Below are 17475 nucleotides of genomic sequence, written 5' to 3' on the forward strand. Positions count from 1 at the left end.
TCTCTCAAACCTCCCCGTAATGCTCCTTGAGTATCAGCCTTGTCCTGGTGCTCAGGATGTTGTCGTACCTTCTGACCCTCTCGATGATGTCGTTAAGGTGCTGGGACGACTCCACGTCCACGATGGCGATGATGTCCTGGTCACCGGTGACCTCGAAAACCTCGGTGACCCCGTCGTATCCCGCCAGCTCCTTGGCGATCTCCTGCGTGTCCGTGTTGACCGCGATGCTGATCTCCACCAATGCCTTGACGTTCCTGGAGCTGGTCTTTATCGTGAATCCCCTGATGATGCCTTCCTCGCTCATCTTGTGGACCCTGCTGCGAACGGTCCCTTCGGACACGCCGAGCTGGTTCGCTATCTCCACGAACGGGCAGCGGGAGTCCTTCTTCAGCAGCTCTATGATCTTCTTGTCGAGGTTGTCTATCATCTGATCACCCGGCGGGGGCGCCTGTATACGCCCCGTACCGCGCATATATATTTAATTAATGGGGAAAACCGCGGTCCGACCTATGATATCCGCAACAGGATTGCGATAAAGAAGGGGTAAGAGGTTTGTGTTCTGCGGATTTCGCAGAATCATGCGGAGGACCCGCCCTTGCGGTTGTCCTCCACGTCCGATAGGATGTCGACCTGTATGCGGCTGAACGGGATCTCCACCCCTGCGTCGCGGAACTCGTTGAATATGAGCTCCCTGATCTGTCCGCAGTAGTGCGAGCTGTCGTCGTAGTCGTCCACGTAGCATGCCAGCCTGAACGAGACCCCGGAGGCTCCGAACCCGACGAGCCTCGCGCTCGGAGGGGTGCGGGAGCCGTCCTTGATGACATGGGGATGCTTCATCCCTGCGGCCTCGAGGCATCTCTTGACCAGTTCCAGGTCGGAGTCGTACGCCACGTCCACGAATGCGAACACGCGGGTCCCGTGGTACTCCTTGGTCAGGTTGACCAGGGTGGCGGAGGACACGGTGTTGTTGGGGATGGTGACGATCTGGTCCTTGTCCCAGTTCAGGAACTCGGTGTACATCAGCTTCACCTTGCGGACGATGTACGTGGTGTTGTTGATCATCACGAAGTCGCCCTTCTTGAACGGACGCGTGGCCAGGAGGACCACTCCGCTGAAGAACTGGTTCAAGGTGTTCTGCGCCCCGAGCGTTATCCCCAGTGTGACCACACCGGCGCTCACCAGTATGCCCGCCAGGTCCACACCGAAGGCCCCGAGGACGGCGACGACGACGAACAGCCCTATGCCGACCTTCCCGATCATCTTGAACAGGGGGAGCAGGGACATGTCCATTCCGTCCAGGTCGACCTTCTCGTCGACCCCTCTGAGGAACGCGGTGACGATGAACAGATAGACCTGCCACGCGATGGTGGCCGTCAGGAGCACGTATATCACGCTGGACAGGGCCGCTATGCCGTGGACGAGCTCGGAGTCCAGACCCATGATCTGCGCGCACTCGTTCACGGCCATGACGATCATCAGCGCGGTTATGGTCGTGGTTAGCTTCTTCGTCAGCGACTTCTTCTCGCTGTCCGTCTTCCTCGTTCCGACCAGGCGGGTGAGGAGGGGGATCACGATCTCCGCGACCAGGATGGTCAGGACGATCCAGAGGATGAACGTGATGACCGCCGTCACCCCGGCGGAGTTGAAGGGCTCCCCGAGGGTGTTGGGGAATATGCCGAAGAACTTGTTGTAGGAGTCGCCGGAGGTGAACGTCGATGTTATGCCGACATTCGCCACCTCGGTCACGGCGATCGTCTCCTGGCTCTCCACATCCACGAAGTTCAGGACGATTAGTGCCACTGTGCTCGTGGTGTCAGCGTACTGTTCGGCGGTGAAGGTGACGTTCACCAGGGCCTTGTTGTTCCCGGTGTCGGCGCCCTCGATAAGCCCGAGGGGGTTGTCCACGAGGACCTCGGTCGTGCAAGTGAGGTCCTTGTGCAGCTCCTTGACCGACACGGTCAGGCTCAGGTCGTCCGTGGTGTTGTTGGTCACGTACAGCTTCACGGTCTTGCTCTCGCCGCTGTCGAGGTCTATGGAGACCTCTTTGCCGTCCGCGGTGATGACCACAACGTCCTCCTCCGTCAGAGCGTCGGAGTCCGTCGACAGGAACGGCGTAAGCGTGACGGCGACCGCAAGAATCGCGACGATCGCCATCGCTCTTTTCATGTTCATACGGGTTGCATCTGCTCTTTATATATAACGCATGCAGAGCGAAGTTTTCCGTAGCCTGAAAGAAGGATGGGCAGATATGACGGGCGCATGAGACGTTAAATAGTCCCGGAGGACAGAGATCCCGCGTATGGTCACGGAGGATGTAGCATGTTCCGTCAGGCTGGTCATCGCGATCGCGGTGATGGTGTCCGCATCGGTGTCCGATGTCAGGACCAGGCATGTGTCGGACCGCCATTGGCTGGTCCTGTGCGTTTCGGGGGTGTCAGCGGAGGCGGTGGTGCTGTCCCATTCGGACCCGTATGCGGCCGTCGCCTATGCCGTCGGGGCGTCCCTCCTGACGGTCTACATGCTGTCCGATGTCCATTTCGCCATATTGGTGCCGGCAGTCCTGTCGCTGGTGGTCCCGGCACTCTCCGGCAGTCCCGTCGGGTCGCAGGTCGCGCTCGTGCCGGCCCTGTACCTGTCCTTCCTGGCACTGTACATGTCGAAGGTGGTCGTCGGAGGTGCCGACATCAAGTTCCTGATGTCCGTGGCGATGGCGTTCCCGTCGACATCGGTCCATCCGTGCCTCCCGCTCCCGCTGTCGGAGCCCGGTCCGGTGATGATGGTGCCTGCCGTGGCGGCGCTGCTCATGGCCCTGGCGCTGACCCTGTCGGGATCGCTCATGATGCTTCTCAGGAACGTCCGTGACGGGCATGTGGGGCGCGGGTCGCTGTCGTCATACGTCGTCGACGTGTCCGGCGCTGACCCCGTCTTCGTCTGGCCTGTGGAGGACCCCAGGTGTCCAGGGGTCCCGCATCGCGGTTCCCCCGACGATGCGGCGGACATCCTGGAATACTGCAGGGAGAACGGTGTGGAACGGATCAGGGTGACCCCTGCGGTACCGTTCATACTGTCGCTGACCGCGGCGTTCGTCGCGACAGTGCTGCTCGGGGACCCTCTGTCATATCTTGATGTCTATGCGGTGTCCGCACGATGAGCACTCGCAGCCGTCCAGGCCGACGATGTCGACCAGGTATCCGAGCCTCCTTATGACCACCTTGCCGCATCCCGGGCAGAACGTGTCGTCCGCCTCGTCGGTCAGGGTGTTGCCCACGTACACGTAGTTTAGGCCGCATCCCATCCCGATCTCCCTGCATCTGAGCACGGTCTCGACGGGCGTCCATTGGATGTCGGTCATCTCGTTGTCCGGGTGGAACCTGGTGAAGTGCACAGGCACGTCGGGGGACAGGCTGTCCCTGACCCATTCGCAGAACGCCTCGATCTCATCCTCGGAGTCGTTCAGACTGGGGATCACCAGGTACGTCAGCTCAAGATGGACGCCCTCATCGTGGACGGTCTCGGCGCTCCTCAGCACATCCTTCAGATGGGCGCCGCATATGCGCATGTAGAACTCGTCCGTGAATCCCTTGACGTCGATGTTCATGGCATCGGTCATGGAGCACAGCTCGCGCAGCGGTCCGTCGTTCACGAGGCCGTTGGTCACGAGGACGACCCTCAGGTCCGGGTCCAGCCTCTTGATGTCGCGGATGTACTCGAACCAGATCACGGGTTCGTTGTACGTGAACGCCACGACGTCCTGTTTCTCGTGCCTGCACATCGCGGCGAGCTCCGCGGGGGACTTGTAGGTGCTCCTCTTCTTCCCGGAGGAGAGCATGGATATCGCGTAGTTCTGGCAGTGCCTGCAGCTCATGTTGCATCCGACGCTGCCCACAGAGAAGCATCTCCCGCCGGGCCTGTAGTGGAACAGCGGCTTCTTCTCCATGGGGTCCACGCACAGCGACGACACCTTCCCGTAGGAGTATGCGACCAGCATGTCCTCGTCCCCCCTGCGGGACCCGCACCTGCCGTACTCCCCGACCCTTATCCTGCACCCATGGGGGCACAGTCCGCAGACGTACGTGTCGCCGTCCCTGGTGTAGAATGCGGATTCGACGCGCTCGGTATTCGCCATACGGGATCACCGTCCTGTCGTCCCCGTCCACGAGGTGCGGTTCGCCGGTGTCGTTGACGATCCCGATTATGGAGAACTCGACCTCGGCGTCGTACAATCTGTCCAGCCTGTCCTGGTCCGCGGTGAACACCAGCTCGTACTCGCCTCCCCATCCGAGGAGGAGGTCCCTGACGTCCTTGCCGGAGGCTTCCGCGATCTCGTCCACGCACGGTCCGTGGGGGATGAACGACAGCTCCACCTCCATCCCGACGCCGGATGCGGAGCAGAGCGTGTTCAGGGCGGTCCCGAGACCGTCCGATAGGTCCATGCAGGATGTGACGACGCCCGTCCCGGCCATGGCCACGCCCTCGGCGACCCTGGGTATGGGGACATAGAGGCACTGGCGGGCATCCTCGGCATCGATGCCGAGCTCGAGGGAGAGGAACCCGGCGGCAGGTCCGCCCAGGGGTCCTGTGACCGCGACCACGTCCCCGTCCTTCGCACCTGTGCGCAACATGGGCCTCCTCCCGTCCATGGACCCCAGTGCGGTGCCTGCGACGACCCCGGGGCCTATCTTCGTGTCCCCGCCGGCTATCCCCGTTCCGCAGAACTCGGCACACTGGCTCATGCCGCTCATTATGTCGTATGCGGCCTGCGAGTCGAGGTCACCCGGCAGTGCCAGGGCCGACAGGAGCCCGGTGGGCCTGGCGCCCATGGCGGCCAGGTCGCTGAAGCTCACCGCCGCCGCGTACCATCCGAACTGCTCGTACGTCATGCCGGCGGGGAAGTGCCTGTCGAATGTGACCAGGTCGGTGGATACCACCACGTCCCTTCCGAGGACCGCGGCGTCGTCCCCGGGGCCTACCGTCCCCTCCTTCTTGATGAACGTCCCGAAGTCCTCTATGAGCTGGCGTTCTCCGATCTCCCCGATCATGGTCATTGGATGTCTATCGGGATCGCCGTATTAGGATTGTCGGTGCACCGGGACTTCCCGTTTCAGGGGCGGGGGCCGTCGGATGCATTCGGCCTTAGCCTCTTCCAGTCCCTCTCCATGTTGATGACCTCTGACACAATGTATGGGAACTTCTTCCAGAAAGACAGGCCGATGAGGATGACGTCCCCCGTCATCCCCGCATAGTACCTGCGGTCGTGGATCTGCCTCATGGCGGCGTCGGCACCGGTCACAAGGTCCTTCTCGTCATTCACCCTCTTGAGCTCGAATACGATGTTCGGTCTGTCCGATGCCTTCGATCTCAGGACGATGTCGCTCCTCCCGTTGCCATCCTCCTCCTCGTACGCAATGTCGTACTGTCCGGAGACCTCGTCCAGGACCATCGTCAGAACGAGGCCGTACGAGTTCTCGTGATGCAGATGGAACATGCTCTTGTCGAGGAGGATGCCCTCGAGGATGTCCCGCATTGTCTCGGCATCATTCTCGATCACAGCCTTGCAGAACCTGCCATACGACCCATCGTCGGACGCCATGATCCCTTTGACGATCTTCCTCAGCGCCTGCATGACCTCCTTGTTGGGGACGGAGAGCTCGAACAGGTCGTTCTCGATCCTCCTTGCATTGAGATAGCCGGTCGCCGTCATGAGGGAGAATACCGACTCCTCCGATCCCGTGACGTTGTCGGACGTCATGTGCATGTCCATCCTTTCGACGATGCTGTTCCCGGTGACCAGTCTCGTGAGCTTCGTGACGTTGTCCTCGCTCAGTTTCGTCAGGAGCCTGTGCAGGAGCATGTCGGTGGACGTGTTGATCCAGAACGGTTGCGGCTCCTTGCACCCCCTCAGGACATAGTTGATGATGCTGTACGGGTTGTAGACCTCTGCGTTCCCGAAGCGGTACCCGTCATACCACTCCTTCACTTCGGGGAACTTCTCCGGATGTTCCGCCTCCTCGAGGATCGCTCTCACTTCCGCTTCGGTGAAGCCGAACCTTTCATCCGACATCTCCTCGACGATGCTGTTCACGATCACGTTGTTCAACTTCGAGAACATGGTCTCCTTGCTGATCTGTGTGATGCCTGTCAGCACCGCCATCTCGAGGTACCTGTTGCTCTTGAGCGTGGCCGACAGGAACGACGAGAGCTGATCCAGTGTCGCCTCATACGAACCCTTCCCCAGGCAGTTCGTCACCGGGGCATCGTACTCGTCGATCAGGAAGACCGTCCTCTTGCCGTTCTGTCTGTAGAGGATCTCGGACAGGATGAGGGCAGAATGCCGGATCTCTATCTCATCCGCCTTTCTGAAGAGCAGACGATTGTACAGTTCTGCATCCGCAGGGTTGATGGAATCCCAATCGATCTGTTCGTGGAAGTCCCGATACACCCTGCTCATGACGAATCCGATGCTCTCGATGATCCCTTCGTTCCCAGAGCTTTTCACATCCTTAAGATCCATGCGGATAACGTTGTACGCGTTCTTGTGCACATCGTATCTGGAGAATTCTGGCCGGGAGATCTCGAGTCCGTCGAAGCTCCTCGTACCTTCCCTCCTAATGTCGAAGAATTCCTCCAGCATCGAGAGGTTCGTCGTCTTCCCGAATCTTCTGGGACGGGTGTATAGGAATGCTCCCCGATGATTTCTTCTGAGGATATCGACTATGAGCAGCGTCTTGTCGACATAGAGCATATCCTCATCGATCATGTCGGGAAATCCCGCTCCGCCGGTGTCTAGAGTCCTCACGTCGTTTGGATTGTCGAATATAGATTTAATAGCTTCTTTGAAATCGTATTCCCTCATCTGTTATCCCTCATCGCCCGTTCCGGGATGCGGAACGTTGCGTGACGGGGTCTCTCGGGCCCATCCTATTAAACGGGACACGTGTGCTGTAACACTTACACACACGACATTGGATACATCGGGTCTCGGCTTAGACGATGTGTCGACCTTCTCTCAGGCGGAGGCCATTCCGCATAGGATTAAACTGGATGCTGACGTTCATGTCCTCATGGAAAGAACCGTCAAGGTCACCGGGACCGGAGTGTCGTATGCGAAACCCGACCAGGCAAGGATCAGGGGGAGCATCCAGGGGAAGCGGCAGGTCTATGCCGATGCGGTCAGGGCCGCCGCCGACTCCGTCACCGCCCTGAAGAAGGCCATAGGGGATGCCGGATTCGATATGGACTCATTGAAGACGACCCGCTTCTCGGTCCATTCCGAGTATAGGCAGGAGGAGAGGGACGGCGTGCGCGTCACCGTGTTCGATGGCTTCTCCTTCAATCACGGGATCTCGATAAGCACCGATGCTTACGACGGGAGCCTGGGAAAGCTCATGGAGGCGATGACGTCATGCGATGATGCCCCCCAGTTCGGTGTCGAGTACTATGTGTCGGACTCGTCGGATGCCATGGAGAGCGCACGCGTCATGGCGGTGAAGGACGCCAGGCACAAGGCGAAGTCGCTGGCCTCCGCCGCTGGCGTGAGGCTCGGGCAACTCGTATCGATCTCCTACGGGGAGCAACCGTCCCATGGAGGAGTCATGCTCTGCCGTTCGATGGCCAACGACATCACGCCTGAGGACGAGGAGTTCACAGATTCCGTGACCATGGAATGGGCGATAGATGAGTGACCTCCGTACGGAGCAGGCAGCACGGCTGGTGCTGATCATCGCGGTGGTGTCGACGGTCACGGTCCTGTCATTCTCATTCGTGATGTCGGACGACGGTCCGGGCATCGAGACGAGGGGGGACCTCACGGTGTCCGGGTCCATGGCCTCGGACGGGATCGTCATCGACGAGTACGGCGGCGTCGGCACCCTGACGTACACCCGCGGCGGGGACATCGAATGGAGACTGAAGGACCTACAGGGGACGGCCTACGTGAAGGTGGACGGAGGGTATCAGCCAAGAGGATTCGACGATGTCCGCGAGGGCAGCACGTTGACACTGAGCGAACCGGGGAGGTATGAGGTGAGGATGTACATCGACGGCAATCTGGCACGTACCGGGACCGTCACCCTCGACGGCACGGTGCGGAACACGTACGAGTGGACGCAGACCGCCAGCGACGGGAGGGATCACACATACTCCGTATCCCTGGAATACTCCTTCTCGGACTATCTGTCGTATGCGGATTCGGATGCCGTCAGACACCAGGATCCCGGCCTGGAGGACTCCAGGTTCGCCGTCGTGGACCCGACGGTCGAGGCGATGGAGAGCGTGCTCCGTTCAGAGTACGAGCGCGTCCGTCAGCCAGTCCAATACGACACCCAGGCGTATGCCGACTACCTGCTGTCGTTCGTCCAGTCCTGCATCGAGTATCCCGACCTCATCGGGGAGGGGACGCATTCGGACACCCTCGTGTACGGGGAGTCCGAATACTGGGCATACCCCCTGGAGACGATCCATTTCGGGATGGGCGACTGCGAGGACACATCGTTCCTGTCCGCCGCGCTCTTCGCCTCCGCGGGATACGGGGCGGCCGTGCTGGCCCTCGAGGGCCACATGGTGTCGGCGGTCGCACTGGACATGTTCACGCCCCCGTTCGACGACCCTGACCTCAGACTGACGGTGAAGCATCATATCGCCACCGGCATGAACCTCTACTTCTGCGAGACCACTGATGTCCATTGGCCCGTGGGATACCTCGACCAGGAGACGCACGCCGAGGTCGTCGTCGCGGACCGCGTCTCACCCGTGGCGGTGAGCTCATGAGGAACGCGACGTCCACGATCATGGCGCTGGTCGCGGTCATTGCGTTCGCCGGGCTCGCACTCGCGCTCTTCTTCAATGTCGCCGGTCCGGACGACGTCCCGGATCCCGAGCAGACTTTCCCCGAAGGCATCCTGGTGGACCTGTCGGAAGGCACGGTGTCGACCGACAGCGAGGTGGACTGGCACATCACGGACCTCTTGGACACGTCCTATGTGAAGGTCGGGTACCAATGGGTCCCGAACGAGGGGACCGCGTCGTTCGGCACGTCCATACATCTCGATCCGGGGATGTATCGCGTGGATGCGGGAGGGACCGTGTTCGACATCACGGTCCCGGGGACGATATCCAGGAGCATGGGATGGGACTACATCTTCGAAGGCGTGACGCATCGCATCTCTATCGACTACGTCATAGATGCATGGGAGGTCTCCGAGCAGCGCTCCCGCAGCATGGAGTACAACCGCGAGGACCGGAAGTACCTGTTCGCGGAGCTTCCGGAGCTTGTCGAGGTGACGGATTCGATAAGGGGTCTGGAGAGCTCCATGCGTGCCGAGTTCGTCAGGATCGGAGGGGACCCGGAGGACGGACAGGCCTACGCGGACTTCCTGGCATCCCTGCCGCAGGTCGCCGTGACATACCCGTCCAGGGTGTCGGTCGATGACGTGTACCGCGGGGAGGACTATTCCCTGTACGGTCTCGACGAATACTGGGCGAGGCCGCTGGAGACGCTGGTACTCCAGTACGGGGACTGCGACGACACCGCGGCTCTCGCATGCGCTTTGTTTATTGCGGCCGGATACGACGCTGCGATGGGAGGGCACAGTGGCCATGTGTACGCAGGCGTCGCACTGGAGAATTTCGTCGATGTCCCCGAGGCCGAGAGACGTCTCGTCAACCCGTACAACGTGTTCAGCCTCGCGAAGCACACGCCTGTGGAGGGATCCTGCACAGGTCCTCTCTCGTCCACGGTGTACTATGCGGTGGAGACGACGAAGAAGCAGATTCATGTGGGGTACCTGACCAGCGGTGACAGGTTCTTCGGGACGTCGACGCTCTGGGGCACTGCCGGGTTCTATCCGGTTCAGGGTGCGGAGTCGGGGATCCACGGTTCTTCGTGAGTCTCCGCCTTCCCCAGCCTCAGTTCGTCGCCTATATCGAGCGTCATGAGGTCTTCGGCCGCCATCGTCCTCACGCCGGTGGCATCCTCGACCATCCTCGCCTGTGCGTCCGGGCCCTTCCTCAGGATCACCACTCCGAGATGGACGAATATCGCCAGCTCGGGTCTCACCCTCTCGACGAAGGAGATGGCATCGTCCGTGCACATGTGGTATCTTATGCGGTTCCCGGAGGGTGTTGTGATCGGGAGAAGGAGCACCCTAGAGCCCCTGTACTGGTCGGCGATCTCGTCCGAGTACTCGGTGTCGCTGACGTATGATAGGGTCCCGTTCCCGGTATCGAACCTGAACCCGACGTTCGTGGGATCGCTGTGCTTTGCGACACAGACCTCCGTCCGCATGCCGTCCACGTCCAGGACATCGCCGGGTTCGAACACCCTCGTGCGCTCCGGGAGTGTCAGATGGTATCTGGACAGGGCAGGTCCAAGGCCTCCCGAACCCTCCATGACGGTCCTCGAGCCGTAGAGCGAGCCGCGCTTCACCCATCCTCCCCTGGTGATCCCCTCGATGACGCTCTCGGCATCGGAGTAATGGTCCGGGTGGCAATGGGACACTATAACGGAGTCGGTCCTGGTGAGGTCGTAGCGGATCCGTTGCATCTGGGCGAGCGCCCCGGGCCCGGGGTCCACGTGCAGGAACTTCCCGTCGTGCTCGATGAGGAACCCGCCTGTGCAGCGGGTCTGGTACATGGTAGTATGGCGTCCACCACCGGTACCGAGGAAAGTGATGCGGAAGCCCATGCTCATCGTGAATGCGGGTGCGGTATTTCGTTCTTGGGTTTCCTTCGGTGGAACGCGTCCGCCAGGGCCCTCAGGTTGTCATCTGGGGTCCGGGGCGCGAGGCCGCATCCAGGCGCTATGATGTCGTACCCTTCGTCGGAATACGTCCTGGCCTCGGACACCACCTTCGCCGGGTCTCCGAAGAGGAGGGCCCCCACAGGGTCCACGGCACCGCACACGGTCATGTCCCCGAGGGCCTCCTTGACAAGGGACGGGGATACCTTCGGGTCCGGGGAGAACGCATCGAGTCCGGATCCGGATATGTCCTCCAGGATAGGTTCCGTGGAGCCGCATATGTGGAGGACGGCCCTCATGCCCTTTGGACGGATGTCCGGCGTATGCGACCCGGAGAGCTTCCGATAGTCCCTCGGGTCCAGCACATCGGGGGATGCCACGGCCTCGACGATCGTGAGGATGTCCGCCCCCGCCTCCTTCTGGGCGACGGCGTACCTGGCGAGGATCCCCGACAGTTCGGAGCACATCCTCGCGGTCCATGCAGGCTCCATCAATGTGGCCAGCACCATGTTCTCGGCGCCCATGAGCTGTCCCAGCAGCGTGACCGGGCCCAGGATCCCGCCCACGATCGCGTGCGAGTCCCCGATGTCACGGGAGCACAGGCGGATCGCTTCCGTGACGGTCGCCGGTCTCCCGTCCGAGACGAACTCCTCTGGGGACATGAGATCTGCATCCGGGAGTGCCCCGTCCATGGGGTTTCCAGTGACCGCCCTTCTCAGGATCCCGGGAACGTTGTCCCTAGTCCTAGGGGATACGGTGCATCCGAGCCTCTCCGCCTCTGCGGTTATGTCGAACGGGACGCGGGCGGTGCAGAAACCGAAGACCTTCGCCTGGGCGCATCCGAGGGTCGCCATCAGGCCTGCGTCGAAGTGCGCATCAGGCCAGGATGCGCCGCATGCGTCCATCATCCCCACCGTGGCGGACTGTGTGAACACCGCCACCGGAGGGGTCCCGTGCGTGCACCCATCGAACGCGTCCATCACCCTGTCACGCGGGTCCATGGGCAGTGGAGCGCATCCGAGCGTAAGTACCCGCGGTTCGGGATGCATGTCCGGGCAGGCATGACGCACGCGACCAACCCTTAAACATGGGTCGTAAGATACGGGACTCATGATAACAGCCATCCGCAACGCGTGGATCGTCACTCAGGACGCCCAGCGCAAGGTACTGAGGGGCGATGTCGTCATAGACGGCGACCGCATCGTGTCCGTCGGGCCCGCTTACGACGGGACAGCAGACAGGGAGATCGATGCCACCGGCGACATCGTCATGCCGGGAATGGTGAACACCCACACCCACATCGCGATGTCAGTGATGAAGGGGGTCGTCGACGACCTCCTCTTCCCGGACTTCCTCAACAAGACCTTCACGATCGATTCGGACCGCACCGACGAGGACCTCGACATCGGGACGCGCCTCGGGTGCATGGAGATGATGCGCGGAGGGACCACCACGTTCATGGACCTCTACTACTCGGAGGATGTCATCGCCAAGGCCACCCAGGCCGCGGGCATCCGCGGGGTCCTGTGCTGGTGCGTACTGGACGAGGACAAGACCACGCAGAAGGGCAGTCCGCTCAAGAACTGCAGGAACTTCATCGAGACCCACAGGGACAAGCGCAAGATCGTCCCCGCAGTGGGACTCCAGGGGGTCTACGTGTGCAACGAGGACACGTGCATCGGTGCGAAGGCACTCTCCGACGAGATGGCCGCGCCCATGAACTTCCACCTGTCCGAGACAAGGGGTGAGGTCAACGACCACAAGAGGCAAACCGGCCTCCGTCCCGCGGAGTGGCTCTCCAGCATCGGTGTGCTCGGACCCCGTGCCGTGTCGGCCCATTCCGCATGGCTCACGATGAGGGAGATCAAGCTGATGGCGGAGGCGGGTATGTCCGTCTCGTGCTGCCCCGCATCGAACATGAAGCTCGCCACCGGAGGGGTCGCACCCGTCCCGGAGTTCCAGAAGTACGGCGTCAACGTCTCCATCGGGACCGACGGGAGCACCACGAACAACACCCTCGACATGTTCGCCGAGATGAGGCTCCTCGGACTCCTACAGAAGTCCGCGAGGTGGGATGCCACCGTCACTCCCGCGCAGGACCTCCTGGACTTCGCCACCATCAACGGGGCGAAGGCGGTCGGTATGGAGGATTCCATAGGGTCCATAGAGCCCGGGAAGTACGCGGATCTCGTGATCCTCGACGGCAAGGCCCCCAACCTGAGGCCTCTCCTTCAGGAGAACATGATCGCCAACATAGTGTACTCCGGGAACAGCCTCAACGTCAAGACCGTGATGTGCCAGGGCGACATAGTAGTGGACGACGGCAGGATAACGACCCTCGACACCGAGGACGTCCTGTCCCGTTCGGAGGACATGTGGCGTTCCCTCTGTCTGAGATGAGCTTGTGAAACCATCGGGGCCTCGGCCCCGTCATTCTTCCTTTACGATCAGGTCGTCCTGATCCTCATTGTCAAGTTTGTTGTCCCTGCGCTTCTTCAGATAGAACACAGCCATGATCACGGCGGCCACCGCCAGGACAACGAGGTAGTACCAGAAGTCTATGTTCACAGCATTGGGCACCAGCAGGATGATCGCGAAGTCTATCGCCAGGATCAGGAGATATGTGTTTATGTCCAGGAAGTTCAGGAACCTCTCGTAGACCCTCGCGGGGTTGCTGTTCCCGCCTTCCATGTTCGCGATGCGACGCGCACCGCTGATGATGATCTCGTCCAGGAACTTCACGTTGTTTATCATGAAGTATATCGGCAGGGTCAGCACGATGAAGTTGACTCCCAGGATCAGGAGCTTCCACATCGCGAGGTTCCCTCCGAAAGAGGTGCAGAGCCAATCGGACGCGGGCACCAGGGCGAAGTAGAAGAATATCTCGATCAGCGCTATGACGAAGATGTTGATGTACGCATGGGTCATGCTCTTGTACACTGCCTTCTGGGACTTCTTCGAGGTCGCGGACACCCTCTCGTAGACCCTGGACCTCGCCTCATTGACGGTGCAGCATGCGGCGTACACCTTGCGGGGGCACTTCTCCACCGACTTGTCCCATATGCGGTCAGCGAACCTGCAGATTATCGGCAGCATTATCATGGATATCAGGGCGGCACCTATGACGGACGTGTAGAACGACTCGTCCACCACGCCGTCGCCGAAGGCCTCCGCGGCTATGATGAACGCGAACTCTCCCATCGCGCACAGGCCGGTCGCCGAGAGGAACCCGTTCCTGCAGCTCTCGTTCCCGATCCAGTATGCGAGGAACACGGTCGCGGACTTCAGCACGAAGAACAGCAGGTAGAAGATCAGGATGGTGCTGATGTTGTCCAGCAGCATGGATGCGGGGAACACCTCCGCTCCGATGCTGATGAAGAATATGGCCATGAACAGGTCGCGCATGGGCTCTATCCTGGTGTTGATCTCCTTGGCCTTCCTGCTGGATGCGACCATCATTCCCATGAGGAACGCCCCGATGGCCATGGACAGCCCGGAGTATGTGGCCAGGAGGGCCATCCCGAACGCGAGTCCGACGGATGTGATCGTCAGGATCTCGTCCGACACGTTGTCCGAGATCCAGTTTATGATCCGGGGGACGACCTTCAGGCCGACCACGATGCTGATGATCATGAACGCCAGGATCTTGACGATGAGGACGATGATGTCGTTGAGCTCCATCCCTCCGGCCGCTCCGAGCGCATGGTTCGCCATGAGGGGGGTGATCATGGACAGTATGATGACCTGGCCGATGTCCTCCATGATTGTGATCAGGACGAGCATCTCTATGTGCTCCCTGTCCAGGCGGTTCTGGGACTTCAGGACGGCCATGACGACGGCAGTGGACGAACCCGATATTATGGCCCCCAGGACGATGGACTGGGTCATGTCGAATCCCAGGAACGTCCCTGCGATGAATCCCCCTAAGACCATCAGCGGGAGCTGGATCACCGCGACCAGTATCGCGAACGACCCCTGCTTACGGATCTTCTTGATGTTGATCTCGAGACCGATGCAGAACATCAGCATGACCAGTCCCATGTCCTTCAGAAGCGAGATTATCTCCTCTTCCGTCTCTATGGTCGCCTGGTCCTGATACAGGAAAAGGACATTGACCATGACGATGCCCGCCACGATGTATCCGATGAGCGGTGGCAGCTTCAGCTTGTTGAAGACGATAGAGCAGACTGCCGCCAGAAGCGTGAAGAGCGCTAAGGCTGTAAGCATGACCACTTCGTCCATCAATCCACCGTCCAGTGTATTGATGTCATAAATTAAAACGATTTGCTGAAGGGTGTTTCAGGGGCCCCTGTCCAGACAGGCGGACGGGGCCGCCGAGGTCAGAGTCTCTTGACGAAATCTCTCATGGCATCGGATATCCTTATGCCCTGGGGACACACCTTCTCGCATGCCCCGCACCCGATGCATGCGGACGGGCGCTTGTCCTCCGGCATCGATCCCACGAACGCGGGACCGAAGAACCCGCCGTTCGTGAACCTGTGCTCGTTGTAGAGCTCCAGCAGTCTCGGGATGTCGAGGCCCTTGGGACACTTCGACTTGCAGTAGTTGCATGCGGTGCACGGGACCGTGTCGGAGGAGACGATCCCGTCGCCTATCTCGACGAGGGCGTCGAACTCCTCGTCTGACAGCCTCCCGTCCTTACTGAAGATGGATATGTTCTGCGCGATTTGATCCTCGTTCGAGATTCCCGACAGGACGACCTTGACGCCGTCTATGGACTGGACGAAGCGGAACGCCGCCTCGACGGGGGACGCCCCGGGAACGGTCTCGCCTATGCGCGCCTCGACGTCCGCGCCCACTCTGGCCAGCTTTCCCCCGCGTATGGGCTCCATGACCCATACGGGGAGGCCGTGCATCCTGGCGAGCTCGACCTTCGCGCGGGCATCCTGGAAGTTCCAGTCCACGTAGTTCACCTGGAGCTGGATGAACTCCATGTCCTCGCCGTACATCTCGAGGAACCTCTCTATGGTCTCGACGGACCCGTGTGCGGAGAACCCCAGGTGGCGGATCCTCCCCTTCCTCCTCTCCTCGCGCAGTGCCTCCAGCGTCCCGTAGCCCGGGTCCAGGTACGAGTCGACGTTCAGGTCGAAGACGTTGTGCACCAGATAGAAGTCGAAATACTCCGTCTGGCACTTCTCCAGCTGCCTCTCGAATATCTCCGCGGTCTTCCCCATGTTGGAAACGTCGTATCCTGGGAACTTGCTCGCCAGGTAGTACGATCCGCGAGGGTACTTCGAGAGGATCCTGCCTGCCACCAGCTCGGAGTTGCCGTCATGGTACCCCCATGCGGTGTCGAAGTAGTTGACCCCCGCATCCATGGCGTCGGCCACCATCCTCTCCGTCCTCTCCTCGTCTATGCTCCCGTCCCCTTTCAGGGGGAGACGCATCATCCCGAATCCCAGCATGGGCAGGGACTCGTCGCCGAAAGCGGTGCGCATCATGGGGTCTTCGAGAAAAGGGAATGTATAAATCCCCATCGGCTACGGGCTCAGATGTAGTCGGATATGTAGGGAATGTCATGGATGAGTATCTCATCCAACGCCTCGATGGCCTCCTCGGAGCCCTCGATCCTCTCGAGCCTCGACAGCTGCGTCGCGGACATGTAGCCGAGGAGGAGCGTTGACATCGTCCCTATCGTCATCCTTACGCGGTGGTCCGCATCCATCCCGGTGACCTCCGCGCGTCCCCCGTGGAACAGGACGTTGAACGTGCGGTTGTTCCATTCCGCGAACGAGTCCTCTATCTCGAACGCGAAGCACACGTCCGCCTCCGCGTCGTCCGTCCTGTAGTCCTCGAAAAACATCTCCACGTCGACTATGCGGGCCATCATGTACGGGCGGATGGTCTCCGATATGTTCCCGTCCTCGAGCATGAATGCCATGAGCTCGTTCCGGTAGGTGTATCCGCGGACCTCGTCGATCATGGAGTAGTGCGCGCTGATGTAGTTCCAGAGTCCCTTCTGGGCCTCCATGTTCAGGTACACCATCTCCTTGATGTGCATGATGTCCGTCTTGATCGAGTACACCATGTACCCTGTGGCGGTGTCCTCGACGTCGTAATAGATCGCGACGAGGGTGTCCTCCTCGTCCCATCTCCAGTACTCGTCCCATGCGACGCTGTCCCTCATTATGCACCCGTGGGTCTTCAGGGCGAATCTGGCATGGAGGTTCATGAACTCGGGGTCGTTCCATTCGACCCTCCTCACGTATCCGGGCGCACGGTCCTTGATCCTCCCGGGGTGTATCTGGGTGTCCTTGACCTTGTAGGATATCTTGTTGGAGACTATCTCCCATCCGAACTTGCGGTAGAGCGGTATGGAGAACGGGTACAGTAGGGCCAGGGACCTCCTGTCCTCCCTCATGCGGACCAGGCTCAGGCGGAGCAGCCTCTTCATGAGCCCGTGCCCGGAGTACTCCGGATAGGTGGAGACGCTGGTGACATGGCCGATGTCGTAGATGGAGGAGTGGATGTTCATCCTCAGCGGGTAGACCGCGATCTGCGACACGAGCTCGTCCCCGTTCCAGCATCCGAGGACGTCCGCACGCTCCAGGATCGGGAACTTGGACTGCATGATCTCGTCGTCCCTCCATCCCGCACGCTGGAGGTCCTCCTCGGTGACCTGGAACGCATAGCGCAGCAGCGAGTTGTACTCGTCCAGGTCGTCGGTGGTCAGACTGCGTATGGTCAGCTCCTGGTCCAGTCCGTGCATAGTCAGCTCT

General features: G+C 60.6%; 14 protein-coding genes and 1 pseudogene. 5 read left to right on the top strand and 10 right to left on the bottom strand.

The genetic code is table 11. From position 1 onward, the window contains the following. Positions 1–4: 4 nt before the first annotated feature. Together V5D86_RS05120 and V5D86_RS05125 are read right to left on the bottom strand one after the other, a co-directional pair. Entirely contained in the window at positions 5–427 is a 423-nt protein-coding gene (locus tag V5D86_RS05120; RefSeq protein WP_414595623.1) for an Lrp/AsnC family transcriptional regulator, read from the bottom strand. Positions 428–576: 149 nt separating this feature from the next. Next, on the bottom strand, positions 577–2172 hold the full coding sequence (locus tag V5D86_RS05125; RefSeq protein WP_414595624.1) for a mechanosensitive ion channel family protein: 1596 nt from the start codon (positions 2170–2172) through the stop codon (positions 577–579). A 127-nt stretch (positions 2173–2299) separates the two neighbouring features. On the opposite strand from V5D86_RS05125, the gene V5D86_RS05130 reads away from it, so the two are divergent. After that, positions 2300–3151 carry a hypothetical protein gene (locus V5D86_RS05130; RefSeq protein ID WP_414595625.1) on the top strand — a complete coding sequence of 284 codons (852 nt, stop codon included), beginning with the start codon at positions 2300–2302 and terminating at the stop codon, positions 3149–3151. Here V5D86_RS05130 and amrS read toward each other — a convergent pair. The 3 genes and pseudogenes from amrS to V5D86_RS05145 all read right to left on the bottom strand — a co-directional run bounded on the left by amrS (position 3116) and on the right by V5D86_RS05145 (position 6796). Further along, the gene (gene amrS, locus V5D86_RS05135; protein ID WP_414595626.1) at positions 3116–4126 is read right to left on the bottom strand and encodes an AmmeMemoRadiSam system radical SAM enzyme; all 1011 of its coding nucleotides are present in this window, start codon (positions 4124–4126) and stop codon (positions 3116–3118) included. The genes V5D86_RS05130 and amrS overlap by 36 nt on opposite strands. A gap of 67 nt (positions 4127–4193) precedes the next feature. Then, positions 4194–5045: pseudogene (gene thiL, locus V5D86_RS05140) on the bottom strand (thiamine-phosphate kinase); the annotation flags it as partial. A gap of 56 nt (positions 5046–5101) precedes the next feature. Beyond that, the gene (locus V5D86_RS05145; protein WP_414595627.1) at positions 5102–6796 is read right to left on the bottom strand and encodes an AAA family ATPase; all 1695 of its coding nucleotides are present in this window, start codon (positions 6794–6796) and stop codon (positions 5102–5104) included. Positions 6797–7061: 265 nt separating this feature from the next. On the opposite strand from V5D86_RS05145, the gene V5D86_RS05150 reads away from it, so the two are divergent. From V5D86_RS05150 to V5D86_RS05160, 3 genes are read left to right on the top strand one after another with little or no spacing between them, the layout of a single operon-like run. Then, complete coding sequence (locus V5D86_RS05150; protein WP_414595628.1) at positions 7062–7682, top strand: SIMPL domain-containing protein; 621 nt, start codon at positions 7062–7064, stop codon at positions 7680–7682. Further along, positions 7675–8766 (top strand): hypothetical protein, encoded by a 1092-nt coding sequence (locus V5D86_RS05155; RefSeq protein WP_414595629.1) that lies wholly within the window; start codon positions 7675–7677, stop codon positions 8764–8766. Before V5D86_RS05150 ends, V5D86_RS05155 begins: the two co-directional genes overlap by 8 nt. Then, on the top strand, positions 8763–9884 hold the full coding sequence (locus tag V5D86_RS05160; RefSeq protein ID WP_414595630.1) for a hypothetical protein: 1122 nt from the start codon (positions 8763–8765) through the stop codon (positions 9882–9884). Before V5D86_RS05155 ends, V5D86_RS05160 begins: the two co-directional genes overlap by 4 nt. Here the strand turns inward: V5D86_RS05160 and V5D86_RS05165 are convergent. Both V5D86_RS05165 and V5D86_RS05170 read right to left on the bottom strand, forming a co-directional pair. Beyond that, positions 9848–10681: an MBL fold metallo-hydrolase gene (locus V5D86_RS05165; RefSeq protein ID WP_414595631.1), complete on the bottom strand. Its 834-nt coding sequence runs from the start codon at positions 10679–10681 to the stop codon at positions 9848–9850. The genes V5D86_RS05160 and V5D86_RS05165 overlap by 37 nt on opposite strands. Positions 10682–10683: 2 nt before the next feature. After that, complete coding sequence (locus V5D86_RS05170; RefSeq protein WP_414595632.1) at positions 10684–11736, bottom strand: uroporphyrinogen decarboxylase family protein; 1053 nt, start codon at positions 11734–11736, stop codon at positions 10684–10686. A 109-nt stretch (positions 11737–11845) separates the two neighbouring features. On the opposite strand from V5D86_RS05170, the gene V5D86_RS05175 reads away from it, so the two are divergent. Further along, on the top strand, positions 11846–13135 hold the full coding sequence (locus V5D86_RS05175; RefSeq protein ID WP_414595633.1) for an amidohydrolase family protein: 1290 nt from the start codon (positions 11846–11848) through the stop codon (positions 13133–13135). A 30-nt stretch (positions 13136–13165) separates the two neighbouring features. Here the strand turns inward: V5D86_RS05175 and V5D86_RS05180 are convergent, their stop codons facing one another. The 3 genes from V5D86_RS05180 to eis all read right to left on the bottom strand — a co-directional run bounded on the left by V5D86_RS05180 (position 13166) and on the right by eis (position 17465). Next, the gene (locus V5D86_RS05180) at positions 13166–14977 is read right to left on the bottom strand and encodes a cation:proton antiporter (protein WP_414595634.1); all 1812 of its coding nucleotides are present in this window, start codon (positions 14975–14977) and stop codon (positions 13166–13168) included. A gap of 98 nt (positions 14978–15075) precedes the next feature. Next, positions 15076–16197 carry an aldo/keto reductase gene (locus V5D86_RS05185; RefSeq protein ID WP_414595635.1) on the bottom strand — a complete coding sequence of 374 codons (1122 nt, stop codon included), beginning with the start codon at positions 16195–16197 and terminating at the stop codon, positions 15076–15078. Positions 16198–16244: 47 nt separating this feature from the next. Next, positions 16245–17465, bottom strand: a complete 1221-nt coding sequence (gene eis / locus V5D86_RS05190) for an enhanced intracellular survival protein Eis (protein ID WP_414595636.1) — start codon at positions 17463–17465, stop codon at positions 16245–16247. Positions 17466–17475 lie beyond the last annotated feature (10 nt).

The sequence above is a fragment of the Candidatus Methanoprimaticola sp. MG2 genome, from assembly GCF_047501175.1.
In the GTDB taxonomy this organism is placed as follows: domain Archaea; phylum Thermoplasmatota; class Thermoplasmata; order Methanomassiliicoccales; family Methanomethylophilaceae; genus Methanoprimaticola.

Coding starts and splice junctions, on each gene's coding strand:
- V5D86_RS05125 (WP_414595624.1), bottom strand. CDS start 2,172: ATGAACATGAAAAGAGCGATGGCGATCGTCGCGATTCTTGCGGTCGCC.
- eis (WP_414595636.1), bottom strand. CDS start 17,465: ATGCACGGACTGGACCAGGAGCTGACCATACGCAGTCTGACCACCGAC.
- V5D86_RS05180 (WP_414595634.1), bottom strand. CDS start 14,977: ATGGACGAAGTGGTCATGCTTACAGCCTTAGCGCTCTTCACGCTTCTG.
- V5D86_RS05165 (WP_414595631.1), bottom strand. CDS start 10,681: ATGGGCTTCCGCATCACTTTCCTCGGTACCGGTGGTGGACGCCATACT.
- V5D86_RS05120 (WP_414595623.1), bottom strand. CDS start 427: ATGATAGACAACCTCGACAAGAAGATCATAGAGCTGCTGAAGAAGGAC.
- V5D86_RS05170 (WP_414595632.1), bottom strand. CDS start 11,736: ATGGACCCGCGTGACAGGGTGATGGACGCGTTCGATGGGTGCACGCAC.
- V5D86_RS05150 (WP_414595628.1), top strand. CDS start 7,062: ATGGAAAGAACCGTCAAGGTCACCGGGACCGGAGTGTCGTATGCGAAA.
- V5D86_RS05185 (WP_414595635.1), bottom strand. CDS start 16,197: ATGATGCGCACCGCTTTCGGCGACGAGTCCCTGCCCATGCTGGGATTC.
- amrS (WP_414595626.1), bottom strand. CDS start 4,126: ATGGCGAATACCGAGCGCGTCGAATCCGCATTCTACACCAGGGACGGC.
- V5D86_RS05155 (WP_414595629.1), top strand. CDS start 7,675: ATGAGTGACCTCCGTACGGAGCAGGCAGCACGGCTGGTGCTGATCATC.
- V5D86_RS05160 (WP_414595630.1), top strand. CDS start 8,763: ATGAGGAACGCGACGTCCACGATCATGGCGCTGGTCGCGGTCATTGCG.
- V5D86_RS05130 (WP_414595625.1), top strand. CDS start 2,300: ATGGTCACGGAGGATGTAGCATGTTCCGTCAGGCTGGTCATCGCGATC.
- V5D86_RS05175 (WP_414595633.1), top strand. CDS start 11,846: ATGATAACAGCCATCCGCAACGCGTGGATCGTCACTCAGGACGCCCAG.